Origin of the sequence: Marinobacterium aestuariivivens (genome assembly GCF_042661465.1) — a bacterium.
Lineage (GTDB): Bacteria > Pseudomonadota > Gammaproteobacteria > Pseudomonadales > Balneatricaceae > Marinobacterium_A > Marinobacterium_A aestuariivivens.
In genome coordinates this window covers 1,769,717-1,787,305 of the sequence record NZ_JBHSWE010000001.1, presented here as the reverse complement: position 1 = coordinate 1,787,305, position 17,589 = coordinate 1,769,717, and the positions used below count along the sequence as shown (strand labels likewise).

Here is a 17,589-nt window from a genome sequence, read left to right as displayed (position 1 = left end):
CGGCGCTTGCCGGCAAGGATGACAGTGGAGGCAGTATGAGTCTCGAAGATCTCAAGCTCGGTTTACGGAATATCGCCACCGACGACTATCCCCAGATCAAGAAACTGATGGACCTGGTCTATCCCGATATTGGCGGTGCCTGGCCCGAGTCCACCATCCGTCAGCTCGTCGAGGAGTTTCCGGAAGGGCAGATCTGTATCGTCGATAACGAACAGGTGGTCGGTATCGCGCTGACGGCCCTGGTCAGCTACGAGAAGTTCAGCAATCCCCATACCTACGACGACCTGATCGGTCGTAAGGAGGAGATTCATGTCGACCCCGAGGGCGACGCCCTCTACGGTCTCGATGTGCTGATCCATCCCGACTACCGCGGCTACCGGCTCGGCCGGCGGCTCTACGACGCCCGCAAGGAGCTGTGCCGCCAGTTCAATCTGCGGGCGGTGCTGGCAGGGGGCGAATTCCGAACTACCACCAGTACAGCGACGAGATCTCGGCCAAGGAGTATATCGGCAAGGTCGCGCGCAAGGAGATCCACGACCCCATCCTGAGCTTCCAGCTGGCCAACGACTTCACCGTCAAGCGGTTGCTGCGCCGTTACCTGCCCGAGGACGAGAAATCCGCCGGCTACGCCACGCTGCTGGAGTGGGACAATATACTCTACGAGCCGGAAGAGCTGCCGATCAGTACCCGCAAGACCCAGATCAGGGTCGGGGCGGTGCAGTGGCAGATGCGTACCATCCGTTCGGTCGAGGATATCCTGCAGCAGGTGGAGTATTTCGTCGACACGGTATCGGAATACGAGAGCGACTTCGTGCTGTTCCCGGAGTTCTTCAACGGTGCCCTGATGGGACTGACCAACCAGGCCCAGCGCACCGAGGCGATCCGCTACCTGGCCGGCTACACCGAGCAGTTCCGCGAGGCGATGCTGCAGATGGCGGTCAGCTACAACATCAATATCATCACCGGTTCCATGCCGCTGCTGGAGGAGGAGCGTCTCTACAACGTGTCGTACCTCTGTCACCGTGACGGTCGCTGCGAGGAGCAGCGCAAGCTGCATATCACGCCCCACGAGCGCAACGACTGGGTCATCGAGGGTGGCGAGGGGCTGCAGGTATTCGATACCGACGCCGGCAAGATCGGCATCCTGATCTGCTACGACGTCGAGTTCCCGGAGCTGGGGCGGCTGCTGGCCGACGGCGGCATGGAAGTGCTGTTCGTACCCTTCTGGACCGATACCAAGAACAGCTATCTGCGGGTACGCCACTGCGCCCAGGCGCGGGCGATCGAGAACGAGTGCTATGTCTGCATCGCCGGCAGCGTCGGCAACCTGCCGAGCGTCGACAACCTCGACGTCCAGTATGCGCAGTCGGCGGTGTTCTCACCGTCCGACTTCATGTTCCCCCACGATGCGGTGCTCAACGAAACCACGCCTAACACCGAGATGATCATGTTCTCGGATCTGGATCTCGACAAGCTCAAGGTGGTGCGGGCCGAGGGCTCGGTGACCAACCTGCGCGATCGCCGTCAGGATCTCTATCAGCTGTCGATGCGCAAGGGAGCGGAGCCGGTCGAGCGCTGAGGGCTCAGCGGCGCACGTCGAGGCGCCGCTGCAAGGCGTCGAACAGCTGGTCGGTGGCCAGTGCCAGCAGGCCCACCAGGATGGCGCCTTGCAGCACATAGGCGACATTGCCGTTGATCAGCCCGGCGATGATGGGATCGCCCAGGGTGCGGGCGCCGACGGTGGAGCCTAGCGCGGCGGTGGCGATGTTCAGTGTCACCGAGGTGCGCACGCCGGCCAGGATCACCGCTGCCGCCAGCGGCAGTTCCACCTGACGCAGGATCTGCAGCGGCGACATCCCCATGCCGCGGGCGGCTTCCCGAACACTTGCGGAAATGCCGTCGAGGCCGGCGATGCAGTTGCGCACGATCGGCAGAAGGCCGTACAGAAACAGCGCGACCAGGGTCGGCAGGGTGCCGAATCCCAGCAACGGCACCGCCAGCGCCAGCACCGCCACCGGCGGGAAGGTCTGGCCGACCGACGCCAGCTGGCTGACAAAGGGCAGGAAATCCCGACCGGAGGGACGCGTCACCAGGATGCCCATGGCGATCCCGACCAGTGCCGCCAGGGCGCTGGACAGCAGCACCAGCGTACAGTGGCTCAGCAGCAGCGCGAGAAAGCTGTCGCGACCGTAGATCAGAGTGCGGCTGTCGGTTTCGATCAGCGCGAACCAGGGCTCGAACCAGTCCATGCCGACGCAGAGCGTCAGCAGCAGCGCCGGCAACAGCAGCAGGCCGGCCGAGCGGGCAGCGACCGGCATGCTCAGCGCCCCCGCGCGATCAGCTGGCGCAGCGAAACCTGGCCCAGCATCCGGCCCTCGTCATCGAGTACCGGCAGCCGTTCGGATTTGAGCCAGAGCATCCGCGACAGCGCCAGCTTCAGGCTGTCGCCCGGATGCAGCGCATAGCCTTCGGGTGTTTCAAGCTCCCCCAGCAGCGGTTCGAGCCGCTCCGATACGCGCGTGCAGGCCGCCGCCCGCAGCCCCCGCTCGTCGCTGCCGATCAGGCGCTCGACGAAGTCGCTGGCCGGGTTGAGCAAAATCCGCTCCGGGGTGTCGTACTGGATCAGCCGGCCCTTGTCCATCACCGCGATGCGCGTCGCCAGTTTCAGGGCCTCGTCGATATCGTGGGTGACGAAGATGATGGTCTTGTGTATCTGCGACTGGATGCGCAGCAGCTCGGCCTGGAGGTTTTCCCGGGTGATCGGGTCCAGGGCGCCGAAGGGCTCGTCCATCAGCAGAATGTTGGGGTTGGCCGCCAGGGCCCGGGCGACGCCGACGCGCTGGGCCTGGCCGCCGGACAGCTGGTGCGGATGCTGGTCGGCGAAGCGCGCGGGCTCCAGCCCGAACAGGGTCAGCAGCTCCTCGACCCGGTCCCTGATGCGCGCCTCGTCCCACTTCAGCAGGCGTGGTACCAGCGCGATATTGCGTGCGACCGTCCAGTGGGGGAAGAGCCCGATATGCTGGATGGCATAGCCGATGCGGCGGCGCAGGGTCTGCTCGTCGCAGCGCTCGATATTCTCGCCGTCGATACGGATTTCACCACGGCTGAGCGGGATCAGCCGGTTGATCATCTTCAGGGTGGTGGACTTGCCGCAGCCGGAGGTGCCGACCAGCACGCAGAACTCCCCGGCTCGATGGTCAGCGACAGATCCTGCACCGCCCAGCTATCGCCGTAGCCCTTGCTGACGTTGATCAGTTCAATCATGGCGAAGGTGCCTTCTGCAATAGGGATGTCATGCGCGGCCTCCGTGTCGGAATATCCCGGCGCAACTGCCCAGCAGCACGTCCGCCAGCAGGGCCAGCAGGATCGTCGGAATGGCGCCGAGCAGTACCAGGTCCATGGCCGCCTGGCCCAGCCCCTGAAACACGAAGGTGCCGAGGCCACCGGCCCCGATCAGCGCTGCGACGGTGGTCAGGCCGATGGCCTGGACCGTCGTCACCCGCAGGCCCTCGAAGATCACCGGCAGCGCCAGCGGCAGTCTGACCTGGAGAAAGATCTGTCTGCGGCTCATGCCCATGCCGCGGGCGGCTTCGATCAGCGCCGGTGGGACTTCGGTCAGGGCGACATAGCTGTTGCGCACCATCGGCAGCAGGCTGTAGGCGATCAGTGCCAGCAGCGCCGGTGCCCAGCCGATACCGCGGACACCGAGCTGCTGCAGCCAGGGTGAATGGGCCGAGAGGTAACTCAGAGGCACCATCAACAGGCCGAACAGGGCCAGGCTCGGAATGGTCTGGAGAAAATTGACGACGGCAAAAATCGGCCGGCGCCAGAGGGCGGAGCGGCTTGCCAGCACGCCGAGGGCAAAGCCGAGCAGCAGGGCAAAGCCGATGGTGGCGGCCACCAGCAGCAGGTGCGTGCGCAGCTCGCGGCCGAACTGGTCGCTGCGACTGCTGTACTCGCGCATCAGTGCCAGTGGCTCGAGTCCGCCATTGCCGGCGCAGAGCAGCAGCGACAGCAACGGCAGCAGGATGAGCGGCAGTTTCAGCCAGCCGCTGTGCAATCGCTGCAGGGCCTCGCCCGCGATCAGCAGCAGCAGAAACGCCAGGCACCAGACGGCCGCGCCCGTGCCGGCGCGGGCATAGGGCAGATCGGGCGGCACTTTTTGCTGTGCGAACCAGGCCAGTGCCCAGGGCAGGGCCCCGAGCAGCAGAATGCAGCCGGTCAGGACAAGGCAGTAGCGCCGCGGGTTGGGGCGCCAGGCGAGCAGCGTGACGAGGCCCAGCAGCGCCACCGGGGCGGCAGCGGCGGGACCGAGGGCCGCGAAGATCCCGAAATCGGTACCGGGGACGATGCGGTTGGGCTGGACGCTGCCGAAACTCAGGCCCAGCAGGGCCGCCAGCGCGAGCAGGCACAGGACCTGTATGACCCGGTTGGCGGCGGCTGCCGGCATCAATTCGCCGGCAGTGTCGCGAGGAAGCGCTCGGCGACCTGACGCGGATCGGCGCCATTGACCGCGACATCGCCGTTGAGTTGTTGCAGGACTTCCAGATCGAGAGCCTCGAACACCGGTTTCAGGACTTCGGCGATCTGCGGGTAGGTCTCCAGCACCGCCTGGCGCACAATCGGCGTGGGCTGGTAGACCGGCTGCACGCCCTGGGTATCCCTGAGTACCTTCAGATCCAGTGCGGCGAGGCCGCCATCGGTACCATAGGCCATGGCGCCGTTGACGCCATTGGTGCCCAGGGCCGCGGCGCGAATGGTGGCGGCGGTGTTGCCGCCGGACAGCACCACCAACTGGTCGCTGCTCAGTTCGAAGCCGTAGGCCCACTGGAAGGCGGGCAGGGCACTGGGGGATTCGATGAATTCGCTGCTGGCGGCGAACTTGAACTCGCCGCCATTATTCAGGTAGCCGGCCAGATCCTCGAGGCTTTCCAGTCCCTGCGCCCGTGCCAGGTCGCCCCTGACACTCATGGCCCAGGTATTGTTGGCATTCGCCGGCGTCAGCCAGACGATGCCGTTCTCCGACAGATCGCGCTCCTTCACCAGGGCATAGGACTCGGCGGCACTTTTCCATACCGGATTGTCGGCCATGTCGAAGAAGAAGGCGCCGTTGCCGGTATACTCGGGGTAGATGTCGATTTCGCCGGCCAGCAGCGCACCGCGGACGATACTGGTGCCGCCGAGCTGAATGCGGTTTTCGACCGGAATGCCGGCCTGCTCCAGCGTCAGCAGGATCAGGTTGCCGAGCACCGACCCCTCCGTATCGATCTTCGACGAGACCACGACCGGGTCGGCGGCCCGCGCGCCCCCGGCCAGCAAGGTCAGGGCCATCAGCCCGGCCGCCAGATAGGTCCTGATCATGTTCATCTCTCCTTGGTTACCTGATCCAGTGCTCAATGCTCTACATGATAGAGCACCGGGCGCCGAGGTAAACCCATACCTTTTGTCAAAGGACTGTCAGCGCGGCGGATCCACCTGTCCGCCGAGACTGTTGTTGATGCGGTACCAGCCGGTCAGGCTGAGGCGCTCGCGGCCGGCCGGCAGCACCTCGTGGGGGAAGCGGTCGCTGAGAAAGACCACCAGGGTGCCGTAGCTCGGCAGCACCCGTTCGACCGGTTCCCGGCTCTGTTCATCGGCGTAGATCAGCAGCTCGCCGCCATCCGCTTCCGTCCACCCGGGGTTGAGGTAAAAGACAGTCGACAGGACCCGGTTGGTGCGACCCTGGAAGGCATCGAGATGGCGGCGGTAGAAGGCCCCTTCCGGGTAGCGGGCGAAGTGGCACTCGTAATCGAACAGCCCCATCATCAGCCGGCGGTTGATCCCCAGGCGCAGAGCCTCCATCCACTCCAGATAGAGTGCTTCGCGCGGGTTGGCCGGTGTCAGCCAGCGAATTTTGTCGCTGCGCACCGACCGGTTCAGCTGGTGCTCCTGATCGCGTCCGATACCGGCACGGCGGAACTCCTCGTCGTCGAGCCGGAGCAGATAGTCGCGCAGCGCTTCGGTCAGGGTGACAGGCAGCGCCTGTGGATAAATGCAGTAGCCGGTGGTGGTCAGGGCGTCGGCGATCCGGTCGAACAGGGCCTCGGTATCGACAGGCGGGGTGTATATCGTATTCAAGCGCGTTGCTCGGAAAGTGATCAGAGCGCACGATATACGCCGGAATGGACGGTTTGTCCATTGTTTTCGCTGGTGACGGGTGACGCGTTACGCGTCACCACCCCTACAGCTTTCTTACCCGGAACTTGCGGCCCTTGATGGTGCCCTTCTGCAGGCGGTCCTGGGCCTTCGACGCTTCGCTACGCTGCACCGCGACATAGGTGACGAAGTCGAACACATCGATCTTGCCGACCTGGTTGCCGGCGATGCCGGCGTCGCCGGTCAGGGCGCCGAGGATATCGCCCGGACGGATCTTGTTCTTGCGTCCGCCATTGATCGCCAGGGTCGCCATCGGTGCAGGGGCCGGTCTCTGGTCGACGCTTTCCGCCGGCAGTGCCAGGAACTCGGGATCCAGCTGCAGCTGGTCGGCAATGGCATTGACCTTGTGGGCCTCCGACGGCAGCACCAGGTTGAGCGCCAGGCCTTCGCGACCGGCACGTCCGGTGCGGCCGATACGGTGGGTATGGGTATCGGCGCTGCGTGTCAGTTCGAAGTTGATGACGCAGGGCAGGTCCTCAATATCGAGGCCGCGGGCGGCGACGTCGGTGGCGATCAGCAGCGGGCAGCTGCGGTTGGCGAAGCGCACCAGGACCTGGTCGCGATCGCGCTGGTCCAGATCCCCGTGCAGCACCAGGGCACTGAAGCCGTGACCGTTGAGGTAGTCGCCGACATCGTTGCAGCTCTGTTTGGTATTGCAGAAGATTACCGCGGCCTCGGGCTGATAGTGCAGCAGCAGTCGGTGCAGTGCGCCCAACTGACCGTCCCGGTCGGTCTCGAAGAAGCACTGCTGGATCTGCAGAGGGCTGGGCGCTTCCTCTAGGATGACCTGGGCCGGGTCGCGCTGAAAGTCACCGGAGAGGCGCTGAATCTCGTCCGGGTAGGTGGCCGAGAACAGCAGGGTCTGGCGCCCGGCCGGGGTTTCGGCGGCAATCTGGCGTATCTCGTCGCGAAAACCCATGTCCAGCATGCGGTCGGCCTCGTCCAGCACCAGGGTGCGGATATGGTCGAGCTTCAGCGTCTGCTTGCGCAGATGGTCGCGGATGCGTCCGGGCGTGCCGACGATGACATGGGCACCGTGCTCGAGGGAGCCGATCTGAGGACCGATCGGGGTGCCGCCGGAGAGCGTCAGGATCTTGATGTTCGGCAGAAAACGGGCCAGGCGGCGCAGTTCCTGGGCGACCTGGGTGGCCAGCTCGCGGGTCGGGCAGAGGACCAGCGACTGTGGGCTGTAGCGGGCCGGGTCCAGCTGCAATAGCAGGCCGATGCCGAAGGCCGCTGTCTTGCCGCTGCCGGTCTTGGCCCGGGCGATCAGGTCGCGCCCGGCCAGCAGCAGCGGCAGGCTCTGGCGCTGAATCTCGGTCATCTTGTGATAGCCGATGGCACTGAGGTTATCGAGCAGCGCCGGTGGCAGTGGCAGGGTGTTGAACGGCGTGGACGTCAAGGGATTCTCGCAATGGGCTGGGTGAAAGCGGCCATTATAGTGGATTCGAGGTCCGCGCGCTCAGCCGTCCGAGCACAGGGCTTGCCGGCGCCTCGAGCTTGAGTGCCAGCAACGCGTCGGCGCGGGTTCGGCCGAGGTTGAGCGCCGCGACAGGCTTGCCCAGTGCGGCGGCCTGGCGGCAGAAACGAAAACCCGAATACACCATCAGCGACGAGCCGACCACCAGCATCGCATCGGCTCTTTCCAGGGCGGCCAGCGCCTCGGTCACCCGTTGTCGTGGCACCTGATCGCCGAAGAACACCACATCGGGCTTGAGGATGCCGCCGCACCGTTCGCAGTCGTGGACGCGAAAAGCGCTGAAATCCATTTCCAGGTCGGCATCGCCGTCGGGCGCAGCGGCTGCCGGTTGGCCATCGTAGTGCGGGTTGTCCCGGGACAGGCGCTGCTGGATGCTGTCGCGGGCATAGCGCTGGCCACAGCCAAGGCAGATCACGCGGTCGGAACGGCCGTGCAGGTCCAGGACGTTTGTGTGCCCCGCCTGCTGGTGGAGTCCGTCGACGTTCTGGGTGACCAGCAGCTCGATGCGTTGCCGCTGTTCCAGCCGTGCCAGCCCCTGATGGGCATCGTTGGGCCTGGCCGCGGCCATCAGCGGCCAGCCGGCCAGGCTGCGGGCCCAGAAACGCTGCCGGCAGCCCGGGTTGCCGACAAAGTCGTGATGATCGACCGGCGGCTGGCGCTTCCAGTTGCCCTGATGGTCCCGGTAGTCGGGAATGCCGGACTCGGTGCTGATGCCGGCCCCGGTCAGCACGAACAGCCGCGGGTGGCGGTCGATGAAGTCCTGCAGCCGGGCGCAGGTGTGTTGCAGTTCTGTCTCGGTCATGGACGCACGGGTCGATTGGCTAAAGGAAAGATCTTACTTTAACGCGCATCCGTGGTTTGGATACAGTCAACCGTCTACCGACAACTGCTCCTGCATTGCAGGCACAGCCGCCATCCCTGGCGGCGACCCGTCACCCGTCACCGTCACCGTCACGTTGCGCCTTAGGCTCCAACGGCTCGATATCGTAGAGATTCAGCGCATCCAGCGGGCGGAACAGCACGATATGACGGTAATGGATGCCGCCGTCCAGCGGTGTCAGGGCAAAGCCGTCGAGACCGCACAGCGGGCAGTAGTACTCGATGGTCCCGCAGATGGTTTCCAGGGCGCGTCCGAGGCCTTCCGGATTGGCTACCTGCTCATCGAACAGCGGCTTGACGGCTTCATTGCTGAGGATTGCCAGGCGCAGGACGCTTTTCGGGGTGGCGGTGATCAGGTAGCCCCTGTCCGGCGGTTCCAGCAGACCCGGGGAGTGGCTCCAGAGGCTGGTCTGGTTGCTGTACAGACCGCAGTGATAGAGATGGCTGGGAGGACCGTATACTTCCACCAGGCTGGATTCCACCGCCAGTTGCAACAGTTCGTTCAGGCGGCGGATCAGGTACTGTTCTGGCATCGTCATGGGTCTCTCTATGTTCATGGTCTCCAGCCCCGAGAGGCGGCCGAGTCGGCTGTCCATAAGGCTGTCGCCCGACTGAATGCCCGGACAACCCGCTTCAGGTCCGGCCGGGAGCTGTGCGGAACTGACCCCTGTCAACGCAACGAACGATGTCAGCGTCTAAAGTAGTAGAGTCAGATCGGGCCACACTGTGATACCGATAACAGGACAGTGATAATGCCGTTGCCCAGTGCCGCGCCGAAAGGAGAAATCGGGATGTATCAGAGTGTTGCCAGAACCATTGACAGAACCCTGCGACTGCTTGGATGCAAGACGCTGGATCGCCAGTTTCTGTTGTCTTACGGACTGATTTTCCTGTTGGCCGTTGCCTCCAGTGTAGCCCTCTATCTGAGTCTGTCGATCAATCCGCAGACCATCAATATCGCCGGGCGCCAGCGCATGCTGAGCCAGAAAATGACCAAGGAGGCGATGCTGGTGGCCGCCGGCGTCGAGCAGCGGGCGAAGCTGGATCAGACCATAGCGCTGTTCGAACATTCGCACCGCGATATCATCGACGGCAATGCCGGGCAGGGCATGAACCGGCTCACCGATGCCCGGATCGTCGACCAGATGAAGGTGGTCGACAGCAGCTGGCAGCAATATCGCCGCCAGTTGCTGCAGTATGTGGATAACCCTCAGCCCGGGCTGATGGCTGGGCTGCAGCGCCAGTCCGAGAGCCTGCTGGGTGAAATGAACGAGGCCGTCACGCTGCTGACGGTCGCCTCCGACAGCAATCTGCGCAACAACCTGCTGATCGCCTTTATCTGCGTGCTGCTGATACTGGTGCTGGTGGTGCTCGGGCGGGTCTTCGGCATGCGCATGCTGATGCAGAATATCGTCCGTCTGGAGCGGCATCTGGCCGAAGTTGGCGCCGGTGATTTCCGCCACCGCTTCGAAATCGAGCACGGGGATAATGAAGTCGGGCGGATGTTCCAGTCTTTCAATGGCATGAGCGAGCAGATCGCGGATCTGGTGCAGCAGGTACGCAGTGCGGCCAGCCGTTCGGGCGAGCATATCGACAGCGTCGCCCGGGCGACGGCCGATGCCGATCAGGGTGTGCAGCGCCAGTACAGCGAGATCGACCAGGTCGCGGTGGCGATGACCGAAATGGCGACCACGGTGCAGCAGGTGGCGGCCAATGCCAGCCAGACGGCCGACGCGGCTCGTTGTGCCGACGAGGAGGCGCGCAACAGTGACAGCGTCGTCAACCGCTCGGCCGAGCAGATCGGCGAAATGTCCCGGAGTCTGGAGCTGTCGGCGGAAAACATGCGGCTGCTGGCGCAGGAGACCGCCGAGGTCGACAAGGTGCTGACGGTGATTACCGGTGTCGCGGAGCAGACCAACCTGCTGGCGCTCAATGCCGCGATCGAGGCGGCCCGCGCAGGCGAGCACGGTCGCGGGTTCGCGGTCGTGGCGGACGAGGTCAGGACCCTGGCGCAGCGTACCCAGGCCTCGACGCTGGAAATTCGTACCATTATCGAGAGGCTGCAGCAGCAGGCGCAGCGCGCGGTCGAGTCGATCGAACAGAGCACCGGTCAGGCACGGTCCAGCGTTGACTCGGCCCAGCTGGCCCAGCAGGCACTGCGACGGATTGTCGATGCCGTGGATACCATCAGCAACATGAGTCTGCAGATCGCGACCGCCGCGGAGCAGCAGAGCCAGGTCGCCGCCGATATCGACCAGCGCGTGATCAGTATCTCGGACGTGGCCGGCCACACCCGCGAGGATACCGCCGCGGTGGTCGACTCGACCGGCCAGATCCGCGAGGAGATGCAGCAGCTGAATCAGATACTGGCACGCTTCCGGACGCTGAATTGAGACGGTGACAGGTTACAAGTTACGCGTGACGTGTCAATTCCGCTCTCGCGTAACGCATCACGCGTCACCATGAAAAAGGGCGACCTGAGGGTCGCCCTTTTTATCGCATGCGCCCGTCAGGCGCCGTACTTGGCCTTGGCCTCGATGCGGCGGCGGTGCAGGACCGGCTCGGTGTAGCCGCTCGGCTGTTCGCGCCCCTTGAGCACCAGCTCGCAGGCGGCACGGAAGGCGACGCTGTCATCGAAGTTTGGCGCCATCGGGCGGTACAGCGGGTCATCGCTGTTCTGACGGTCGACCACTGCCGCCATGCGCTGCAGGGTTTCGATAACCTGCGCTTCGGAGCAGATGCCGTGGTACAGCCAGTTGGCGATGTGCTGTGCCGAGATGCGCAGCGTTGCGCGGTCCTCCATCAGGCCGACATCGTTGATGTCCGGCACCTTGGAGCAGCCGACGCCCTGGTCGACCCAGCGCACCACATAGCCGAGAATGCCCTGGGCATTGTTGTCCAGCTCCTGCTGGATCTCCTCGGCGGACCAGTTCGGGTTGTCCGCGACCGGAATGGTCAGGATATCGTCGACGCTGGCGCGCGCACGGCTCTTGAGTTCGTCCTGGCGGGCGAAGACATCCACCTGGTGGTAGTGCATCACATGCAGCGTCGCCGCGGTCGGCGACGGTACCCAGGCGGTATTGGCGCCGGCCATCGGGTGTGCGACCTTGGCCTTGAGCATGTTCGCCATCTGGTCCGGAATCGCCCACATGCCCTTGCCGATCTGGGCACGGCCCTGCAGGCCGCAGGCCAGGCCGATGTCGACATTGGAGTCTTCGTAGGCCTGGATCCACTTGGCGCCCTTCATGTCGCCCTTGCGGATCATCGGGCCCGCCTCCATCGAGGTGTGGATCTCGTCGCCGGTGCGGTCGAGGAAACCGGTGTTGATAAAGACGACACGGTCCCTGGCGGCGCGGATGCACTCCTTGAGGTTGACGGAGGTGCGACGTTCCTCGTCCATGATGCCCACTTTCATGGTGAACGGTGCCAGCCCCAGGGCTTCCTCGATGCGACCGAACAGTTCGTTGGCGAAGGCCACTTCTTCGGGGCCGTGCATCTTCGGCTTGACGATATAGGTCGAGCCGGTGGTGGTGTTGCTGAAGCGACCGTTGCCCTTGAGGTCGTGGATCGAGATCAGGGTCGTGACCATGCCGTCCATGATGCCTTCGGGCACTTCATTGCCGTCGCGGTCGAGTATGGCGCTGTTGGTCATCAGGTGACCGACGTTGCGCACGAACATCAGGCTGCGGCCTTTCAGCGTCACCGTCTGGCCGTCGAGGCCGCGGTATTCGCGGTCCGGATTCAGCTGACGGGTGACGGTGCGGTCGCCCTTGCTGACCTCTTCGGACAGGTCGCCCTTCATCAGCCCCAGCCAGTTGCGGTAGACCAGCACCTTGTCGTCCGCATCGACGGCGGCGACCGAATCTTCGCAGTCCATGATGGTGGTCAGCGCCGCTTCGAGGACGATGTCCTTGATGCCGGCAGCATCGCTCTGACCCACCGGTGTGCCCGGATCGAACTGGATCTCGAAATGCAGGCCATTGTTGCGCAGCAGGATGGACGCCGGCGCCGCGGCGTCTTCGCCGAGATAGCCGCACAGTTTTTCCGGTTGCCGAAGGCCGCTGCTGCTGCCGTCAGCGAGGCTCACGACCAGCTGGCCGTTGTCGATGCTGTAGCCGGTGGAATCCTTGTGGGAGCCACTGGCCAGCGGGACGGCCTGGTCGAGGAACTCGCGGGCATAGGCGATGACCCGCTCGCCGCGCACCGGGTTGTACCCCTTGCCGGCTTCCGCGCCGCCATCGGCGGGAATCGCATCGGTGCCGTAGAGGGCATCGTAGAGGCTGCCCCAGCGGGCATTGGCGGCATTCAGTGCATAGCGAGCGTTCATCACCGGCACGACCAGCTGCGGACCGGCCATGGTGGCCATCTCGGGATCGACGTTACTGGTGGTGACGCTGAAATCTTCCCCTTCGGGCAGCAGGTAGCCGATCTCGCTGAGGAAGGACTTGTACTCGGAATAATCGAAAGCCTGGCCTCTGCGCTCGAGATGCCAGTTGTCGATCTGGGCCTGAATCTGGTCCCGCTTCGTCAGGAGTTCACGGTTACGGGGTGCAAGATCGTGCACAATCTTGTCGAATGCCGTCCAGAACTGCTCTGCGGTTACACCGGTATCCGGCATCGCCTCATTATTGATGAAGTCATACAGACTTTTGGCGACCTGCAGGCCACCGCTTTGTACCCTTAGAGTCATTATCTACTGCCTCTCTGATTGTTCTTTCTGTCCCGAACGGGGCGAGGCACCCGATACTGGGCTATGTCTTGTCTTTTGTGCGACGCGGTAATTTAACCGAATTCTGGTGGCTTGTCGCCCCCATTGCCCCTAAAGTATGAGAATTGAATTAAATATTCAATTCGAAATGCGCCTTCCGGCGGGCCTCAGAACCACCAGCTGGCGGGGTTTGCGGGGGCTGGCGGCGTTCCAGCCGCTGCAGCCCCTTGACGCAGCGGACGATGAACCAGACCAGTGCGAACAGCAGAACCAGAAAGCCGATGCCGATACCGGACAGGATTGCGCCCAGTACTGTATACATAAGTCCTATCCAGAAGGTGCGTATCTGCCAGCGATAATGGTCCTGCAGCCAGGGTGACGCTTCGCCTCTGTATACATAGGCCATCACCACGCCGATCAGTGCCGTGACGCCGACGACCAGGCTGACCAGGTAGAGAATGTAGATGATCCGGGCATAGCCGCCGTCCTGTTCCATTGGGATCGTCTTGGGCATCCTGAAACTCCTTTTCCATTGCCCTCAGGCTTCGATCTGGCTGCGGATGGCGTCGGGCAGCGGCACCGAGCGGCCGCTGCTCTGGTCCATCCATACGACCTTGGAATAGCCTTCGCCTGCCAGTTGTCCCGGGGCCGACTCGCCGTAGAGGCGGTAGCGGATCATGAAGCTCGAGCGGCCGGGCTCCGACACATAGCATTCGACTCGCACGCTGTCCGGGTAGACCAGCGGGCGCAGGAAGGTACAGCCGACATTGATGACGACCGGAGCCTGCTCCTCCTGCTGCAGGCCGGCCCCCAAGCCCAGCAGCAACTGTACCCGCGCCTCCTCGAGATAGCGGATATAGACGACGTTGTTGAGATGGCCATAGGCATCCATATCTCCCCAGCGCAGGGGCAGGGTGCAGCTGTGCATCAGTTTGCCGGGTGCCGACATTCAGGATTCCCCCTGTTGCGGTTTCAGTGCGGTAGTGGATCCATCCGCCGGATAAAGATGCACGTCCAGCTGCGGAAACGCAATCTCGAGGCCGGCTGCGCGGAACTTGCATGCGATGGCGGTGTTAACCCGGTGGGTGACTTCGAGGCGGTCGGCCATGGCGCTGACGAACAGGCGCAGTTCGAGATCCAGGGTGCTGGCACCGAAACCGACAAAGAAGGCTTCGGGTGCAGGCTCGTCAAGCACCCGCTCGGTATCCCGTGCGGCCTCGATCATCAGCGCGCGGGCGCGGTCGGTATCGGACCCGTAGGCAATCCCGATCGGTATCACCACCCGGGTGGTGGGGTCGGTCAGGGACCAGTTGATCAACTGGTCGGTGATGAAGGTCTTGTTCGGGATGATCACTTCCTTGCGGTCCCAGTCGACGATGGTGGTGCTGCGGATCTGGATCCGGGTGACGGTACCGCTGACGCCGCCGATGGTGACGGTATCGCCGATGCGTACCGGCTTCTCGAACAGGATGATCAGGCCGGAAACGAAATTGGCCACGATCTCCTGCAGGCCGAAACCGAGGCCGACGCCGAGCGCCGCCACCAGCCACTGCAGCTTGGACCACTGCAGTCCGAGGGTGTTGGTGCTGACCAGAATGCCGATCACGATCAGCAGGTACTTGATCAGGGTGGTGATCGCATAGCCGGTGCCGGGACTCAGGGTCAGGTGCCGCAGCAGGATCAGTTCCAGCAGCCCCGGCAGGTTGGAAGCGGCGAAGATACTGAGACCCAGCCAGAGCAGGCCGAACAGCAGGTCCTTGAGGGTGACCTCGGTGAGGAAATCGCCTTCCACGGTGTTGTCCAGGCTCGACCAGAGCACCAGCCGGTCCAGGATGTCGAGCGCCGGCATGAAGTCCCTCAGGATCAGCCAGAGCAGCAGGAACAGCAACAGCAGACTCAGGGTGGCGAGCAGCTTGCGGGACTGCTCGGAAATGGTCTGTATATCGAGATAGTCGGTCTTGACCGGTGGTTCCTCTTCATTCTTTTCCCGCGCCGCCTGTATCTCGGCGCGGCGGGCCAGAGCGCGGTCGAAGGTCAGCCGGCGCTCGGCGATCAGCAGCCAGCGGATGCCGAGGCGGTAGTAGATGAACACGGCCAGGCAGGCCAGCAGCACCAGCAGCAGCTGTAGCATCAGCACCTGGGCTGTGAACACATAGCCTGTGAGCATCAGGCCCATCATGATCAGGTTTGAGATCACCAGGGCAACCAGCCAGATCTCCGCCTGGCTCCACCAGCGTCGGCTGCTGGTGAGCCGGTTGATCAGCGGGGCCGATGGCAGCAGACTGCCCCAGAGTAGTGTGATGCAGCCGGTCAGGACCAGCATCAGCAGGCGCTCGAGGCCCGACTTGACGGTAATGGAGATGAGCGGCGTGTGGGACATAACGATCAGCAGCAGCAGCAGTGGACCGCAGATCAGCAGCAGCGACAGCAGGCGCTGGCGCAGGCTGCGGGCCAGTCCCGGTTCGAGCCCGAGGTGGCTGATGAAGAGCCCGGCCCCGGGCGCGAGCCAAAGCCTGAGGCTGTGAACCACCCAGATCGTCGTGGCGGCCGCCAGCAGTACCGGTCTGAGCGAGAGGTAGGCGGGGTGGTCCGGATTCAGGGCCTGAGTCGCCACGATTACCAGCAGCAGCGGCAGCGGGGCGGCGATGAGCGGGGCGAAAAGCAGCAGCCGGATCGGGTTCCAGAAGCGGTCCTGGATCACATTGCCGATCTGCTGTTTCCACAGCGGCATCCTGCGCTTCTGGTAAAAGTAAAGCAGCAGCGCCGCCAGCGTCAGGGCGCAGAGGCCCGTCGCCGTCAGGGTGAGGCCGGCGCTGTAACGCAGCAACGGTGCGTCTTCGCGCTGGCGCCAGCGTTCCGCCAGGAGCGGCAGGCTGCGGGCGATCTCGTCGAACCAGTCGAGGCCGACCGGTGCGACGCTGGGCAGCCAGAGCAGCTTGCGGCCGATCAGGTCCCGGGCCTGGGCGGTGCGTTCGTTGATGTTGGCCTGTACCGACAGCAGCGTCGACAGCTCGCTGATCAGGTTCAGGTGTGCGTCTCGCAGCTGGCCGATCAGTTCGATGCGCTCGTTGAGTGCCTGCCGGTAACGGGGCAGGGCCTGCGCCGGCAGGTCAGCTATCCGGGGGCTGCCGTCGCCGCCGAGTTGCTGCTCGGTGCTGATCAGGTCCCTGCTCAGCTGCAGGTTTTCCAGACGCAGTTCGTTTATTCGTGCCCTTGTGGTGTCGGTTTTCAGCCGCTGCATCAGGCTGGCCTGCAGCCGGTGCAGTTCGGTGCCAACATACCGGATCTCCAGCTCGAGCTGCTGGGAAATGGTGCGATAGGCTTCATCGACGGCCTTGAGGTGCTGCTCCAGTTGCCGGCGCTGGTGGTCGGTACGCTCGATGGCCGAGAGGGTGTCGTGCATCTGCTCGCTGAGACGGATATTCTGCTCGTTCGCCTGCTGCACGATGGGGTTGCTGTCCCGCTGCTCCCGGGATCGCAGGTCACTGAGCGCTTCTTCGGTCTGGCTGCGCAGCCGTGTTCGAATGGCGGACTCGAGTTTTTCCTGATCGCTTTCGTTGTGGGCGATGGCGGTGTTCAGTTGCTCGAGCTGCATACGGTGCAGTTCGGCGCGCCCCGGCAGCGTCAGCAATTCGAGTTCCAGTGCCTGCTTGCGCAGGTTGCGCGCTTCCAGGCGCGCCTCGTACAGCATCTGGGCGGTTTCGCTGCCTGAAGATGCGGTGGGGGCCGCGCCGTTTTCCAGAGCCGGCTTCAACTCCGCCAGCTGTTGCTGAAGCGCCAGTTGCTGCTTTTCCGCATGGGCAATATCCTGTTCCAGCTGATCCCGGGCCTTCTGCTGTTCCAGCAGCGAGGCCTTCGTCAGGGTCAGGCGTTGCTGCAGTTCGTCATTGCCGAGCTTCTCCAGAGGTGGCAGCGGCTTTTCCGCCTGTGTGTCCTGTTGCTGTTTTTGCTTCAGCGCACTGATCTGACGGGGTTGCTCGACCAGCTCCTGGCGCAGCGCGGCGACTTTTTCCAGCTGCGCCTTCTGGTCCTGCAGCGCCGTGAGGACTTCGCTGTAGTCGTTTTTGGCCTGTTCCTCCTCCGGGCTCAGCGTCTTGCCTTCGTAGCGCTGCAGGCGGCTGTTGATCTGGTCGATAGTGTCGGCCACGTCTGCTCGTACCGGAGCGATCAGGGACAGTGCCAGCAGCAGAATCGGCAACCAATCTTTCATATTGCTGTAAGGCCGTGCTAATGGGTTGAGTTCAATATAGTCTTGAATTGAAGAGCTTAGCGACGGGTTAACAGCTGACGAAGCCGGGGGAACTGGACCCGCCGCCCGGGAGGCGCC

Annotated in this window: 14 protein-coding genes and 1 pseudogene; 2 read left to right on the top strand and 13 right to left on the bottom strand. The window is 63.8% G+C overall.

Going from position 1 to position 17,589, the window contains the following annotated elements; translation table 11 throughout:
- The first annotated feature begins 35 nt into the window (after window positions 1-35).
- Window positions 36-1,579: pseudogene (locus tag ACFQDL_RS09325) on the top strand (GNAT family N-acetyltransferase).
- A 4-nt stretch (window positions 1,580-1,583) separates the two neighbouring features.
- On the opposite strand, the gene ACFQDL_RS09320 reads toward ACFQDL_RS09325, so the two are convergent.
- From ACFQDL_RS09320 to ACFQDL_RS09280, 9 genes are all read right to left on the bottom strand, one after another.
- Entirely contained in the window at window positions 1,584-2,318 is a 735-nt protein-coding gene (locus ACFQDL_RS09320; protein WP_379908760.1) for an ABC transporter permease, read from the bottom strand.
- Between the two features lie 2 nt (window positions 2,319-2,320).
- The gene (locus ACFQDL_RS09315) at window positions 2,321-3,175 is read right to left on the bottom strand and encodes an ABC transporter ATP-binding protein (protein WP_379908759.1); all 855 of its coding nucleotides are present in this window, start codon (window positions 3,173-3,175) and stop codon (window positions 2,321-2,323) included.
- Window positions 3,133-3,264, bottom strand: a complete 132-nt coding sequence (locus ACFQDL_RS09310; RefSeq protein ID WP_379908758.1) for a hypothetical protein — start codon at window positions 3,262-3,264, stop codon at window positions 3,133-3,135. The genes ACFQDL_RS09315 and ACFQDL_RS09310 overlap by 43 nt, the downstream gene beginning before the upstream one ends.
- A 28-nt stretch (window positions 3,265-3,292) precedes the next feature.
- Window positions 3,293-4,450: an ABC transporter permease gene (locus ACFQDL_RS09305; RefSeq protein WP_379908757.1), complete on the bottom strand. Its 1,158-nt coding sequence runs from the start codon at window positions 4,448-4,450 to the stop codon at window positions 3,293-3,295.
- On the bottom strand, window positions 4,450-5,367 hold the full coding sequence (osmF, locus tag ACFQDL_RS09300) for a glycine betaine ABC transporter substrate-binding protein OsmF (RefSeq protein WP_379908756.1): 918 nt from the start codon (window positions 5,365-5,367) through the stop codon (window positions 4,450-4,452). The genes ACFQDL_RS09305 and osmF overlap by 1 nt, the downstream gene beginning before the upstream one ends.
- 90 nt (window positions 5,368-5,457) lie before the next feature.
- Window positions 5,458-6,117: a 2OG-Fe(II) oxygenase gene (locus tag ACFQDL_RS09295; RefSeq protein WP_379908755.1), complete on the bottom strand. Its 660-nt coding sequence runs from the start codon at window positions 6,115-6,117 to the stop codon at window positions 5,458-5,460.
- Between the two features lie 103 nt (window positions 6,118-6,220).
- Window positions 6,221-7,597: an ATP-dependent RNA helicase DbpA gene (gene dbpA / locus ACFQDL_RS09290; RefSeq protein ID WP_379908754.1), complete on the bottom strand. Its 1,377-nt coding sequence runs from the start codon at window positions 7,595-7,597 to the stop codon at window positions 6,221-6,223.
- Between the two features lie 34 nt (window positions 7,598-7,631).
- A complete protein-coding gene (locus ACFQDL_RS09285) occupies window positions 7,632-8,477 on the bottom strand; it encodes an NAD-dependent protein deacetylase (protein WP_379908753.1) in 846 nt (281 codons plus the stop codon).
- A 130-nt stretch (window positions 8,478-8,607) separates the two neighbouring features.
- The gene (locus tag ACFQDL_RS09280) at window positions 8,608-9,093 is read right to left on the bottom strand and encodes a hypothetical protein (RefSeq protein WP_379908752.1); all 486 of its coding nucleotides are present in this window, start codon (window positions 9,091-9,093) and stop codon (window positions 8,608-8,610) included.
- Window positions 9,094-9,345: 252 nt separating this feature from the next.
- Here ACFQDL_RS09280 and ACFQDL_RS09275 point away from each other — a divergent pair, with 252 nt between their 5' ends.
- Window positions 9,346-10,947 carry a methyl-accepting chemotaxis protein gene (locus ACFQDL_RS09275; RefSeq protein ID WP_379908751.1) on the top strand — a complete coding sequence of 534 codons (1,602 nt, stop codon included), beginning with the start codon at window positions 9,346-9,348 and terminating at the stop codon, window positions 10,945-10,947.
- A gap of 116 nt (window positions 10,948-11,063) precedes the next feature.
- Here the strand turns inward: ACFQDL_RS09275 and ACFQDL_RS09270 are convergent, their stop codons facing one another.
- From ACFQDL_RS09270 to ACFQDL_RS09255, 4 genes are all read right to left on the bottom strand, one after another.
- On the bottom strand, window positions 11,064-13,244 hold the full coding sequence (locus ACFQDL_RS09270; protein WP_379908750.1) for a malate synthase G: 2,181 nt from the start codon (window positions 13,242-13,244) through the stop codon (window positions 11,064-11,066).
- Window positions 13,245-13,392: 148 nt separating this feature from the next.
- Window positions 13,393-13,776, bottom strand: coding sequence for a DUF4870 family protein (locus tag ACFQDL_RS09265; RefSeq protein ID WP_379908749.1), 384 nt, complete (start codon window positions 13,774-13,776; stop codon window positions 13,393-13,395).
- A gap of 24 nt (window positions 13,777-13,800) precedes the next feature.
- On the bottom strand, window positions 13,801-14,211 hold the full coding sequence (locus ACFQDL_RS09260) for an acyl-CoA thioesterase (protein WP_379908748.1): 411 nt from the start codon (window positions 14,209-14,211) through the stop codon (window positions 13,801-13,803).
- A complete protein-coding gene (locus ACFQDL_RS09255; RefSeq protein WP_379908747.1) occupies window positions 14,212-17,472 on the bottom strand; it encodes a mechanosensitive ion channel domain-containing protein in 3,261 nt (1,086 codons plus the stop codon).
- Window positions 17,473-17,589: the final 117 nt, after the last annotated feature.

What these genes read in the sequence shown, in the direction of transcription:
- ACFQDL_RS09320 (WP_379908760.1), bottom strand. Translation starts at nt 2,318, where the DNA reads ATGCCGGTCGCTGCCCGCTCGGCCGGCCTGCTGCTGTTGCCGGCGCTG.
- ACFQDL_RS09310 (WP_379908758.1), bottom strand. Translation starts at nt 3,264, where the DNA reads ATGATTGAACTGATCAACGTCAGCAAGGGCTACGGCGATAGCTGGGCG.
- ACFQDL_RS09305 (WP_379908757.1), bottom strand. Translation starts at nt 4,450, where the DNA reads ATGCCGGCAGCCGCCGCCAACCGGGTCATACAGGTCCTGTGCCTGCTC.
- osmF (WP_379908756.1), bottom strand. Translation starts at nt 5,367, where the DNA reads ATGAACATGATCAGGACCTATCTGGCGGCCGGGCTGATGGCCCTGACC.
- ACFQDL_RS09285 (WP_379908753.1), bottom strand. Translation starts at nt 8,477, where the DNA reads ATGACCGAGACAGAACTGCAACACACCTGCGCCCGGCTGCAGGACTTC.
- ACFQDL_RS09280 (WP_379908752.1), bottom strand. Translation starts at nt 9,093, where the DNA reads ATGACGATGCCAGAACAGTACCTGATCCGCCGCCTGAACGAACTGTTG.
- ACFQDL_RS09275 (WP_379908751.1), top strand. Translation starts at nt 9,346, where the DNA reads ATGTATCAGAGTGTTGCCAGAACCATTGACAGAACCCTGCGACTGCTT.
- ACFQDL_RS09270 (WP_379908750.1), bottom strand. Translation starts at nt 13,244, where the DNA reads ATGACTCTAAGGGTACAAAGCGGTGGCCTGCAGGTCGCCAAAAGTCTG.
- ACFQDL_RS09265 (WP_379908749.1), bottom strand. Translation starts at nt 13,776, where the DNA reads ATGCCCAAGACGATCCCAATGGAACAGGACGGCGGCTATGCCCGGATC.
- ACFQDL_RS09260 (WP_379908748.1), bottom strand. Translation starts at nt 14,211, where the DNA reads ATGTCGGCACCCGGCAAACTGATGCACAGCTGCACCCTGCCCCTGCGC.
- ACFQDL_RS09255 (WP_379908747.1), bottom strand. Translation starts at nt 17,472, where the DNA reads ATGAAAGATTGGTTGCCGATTCTGCTGCTGGCACTGTCCCTGATCGCT.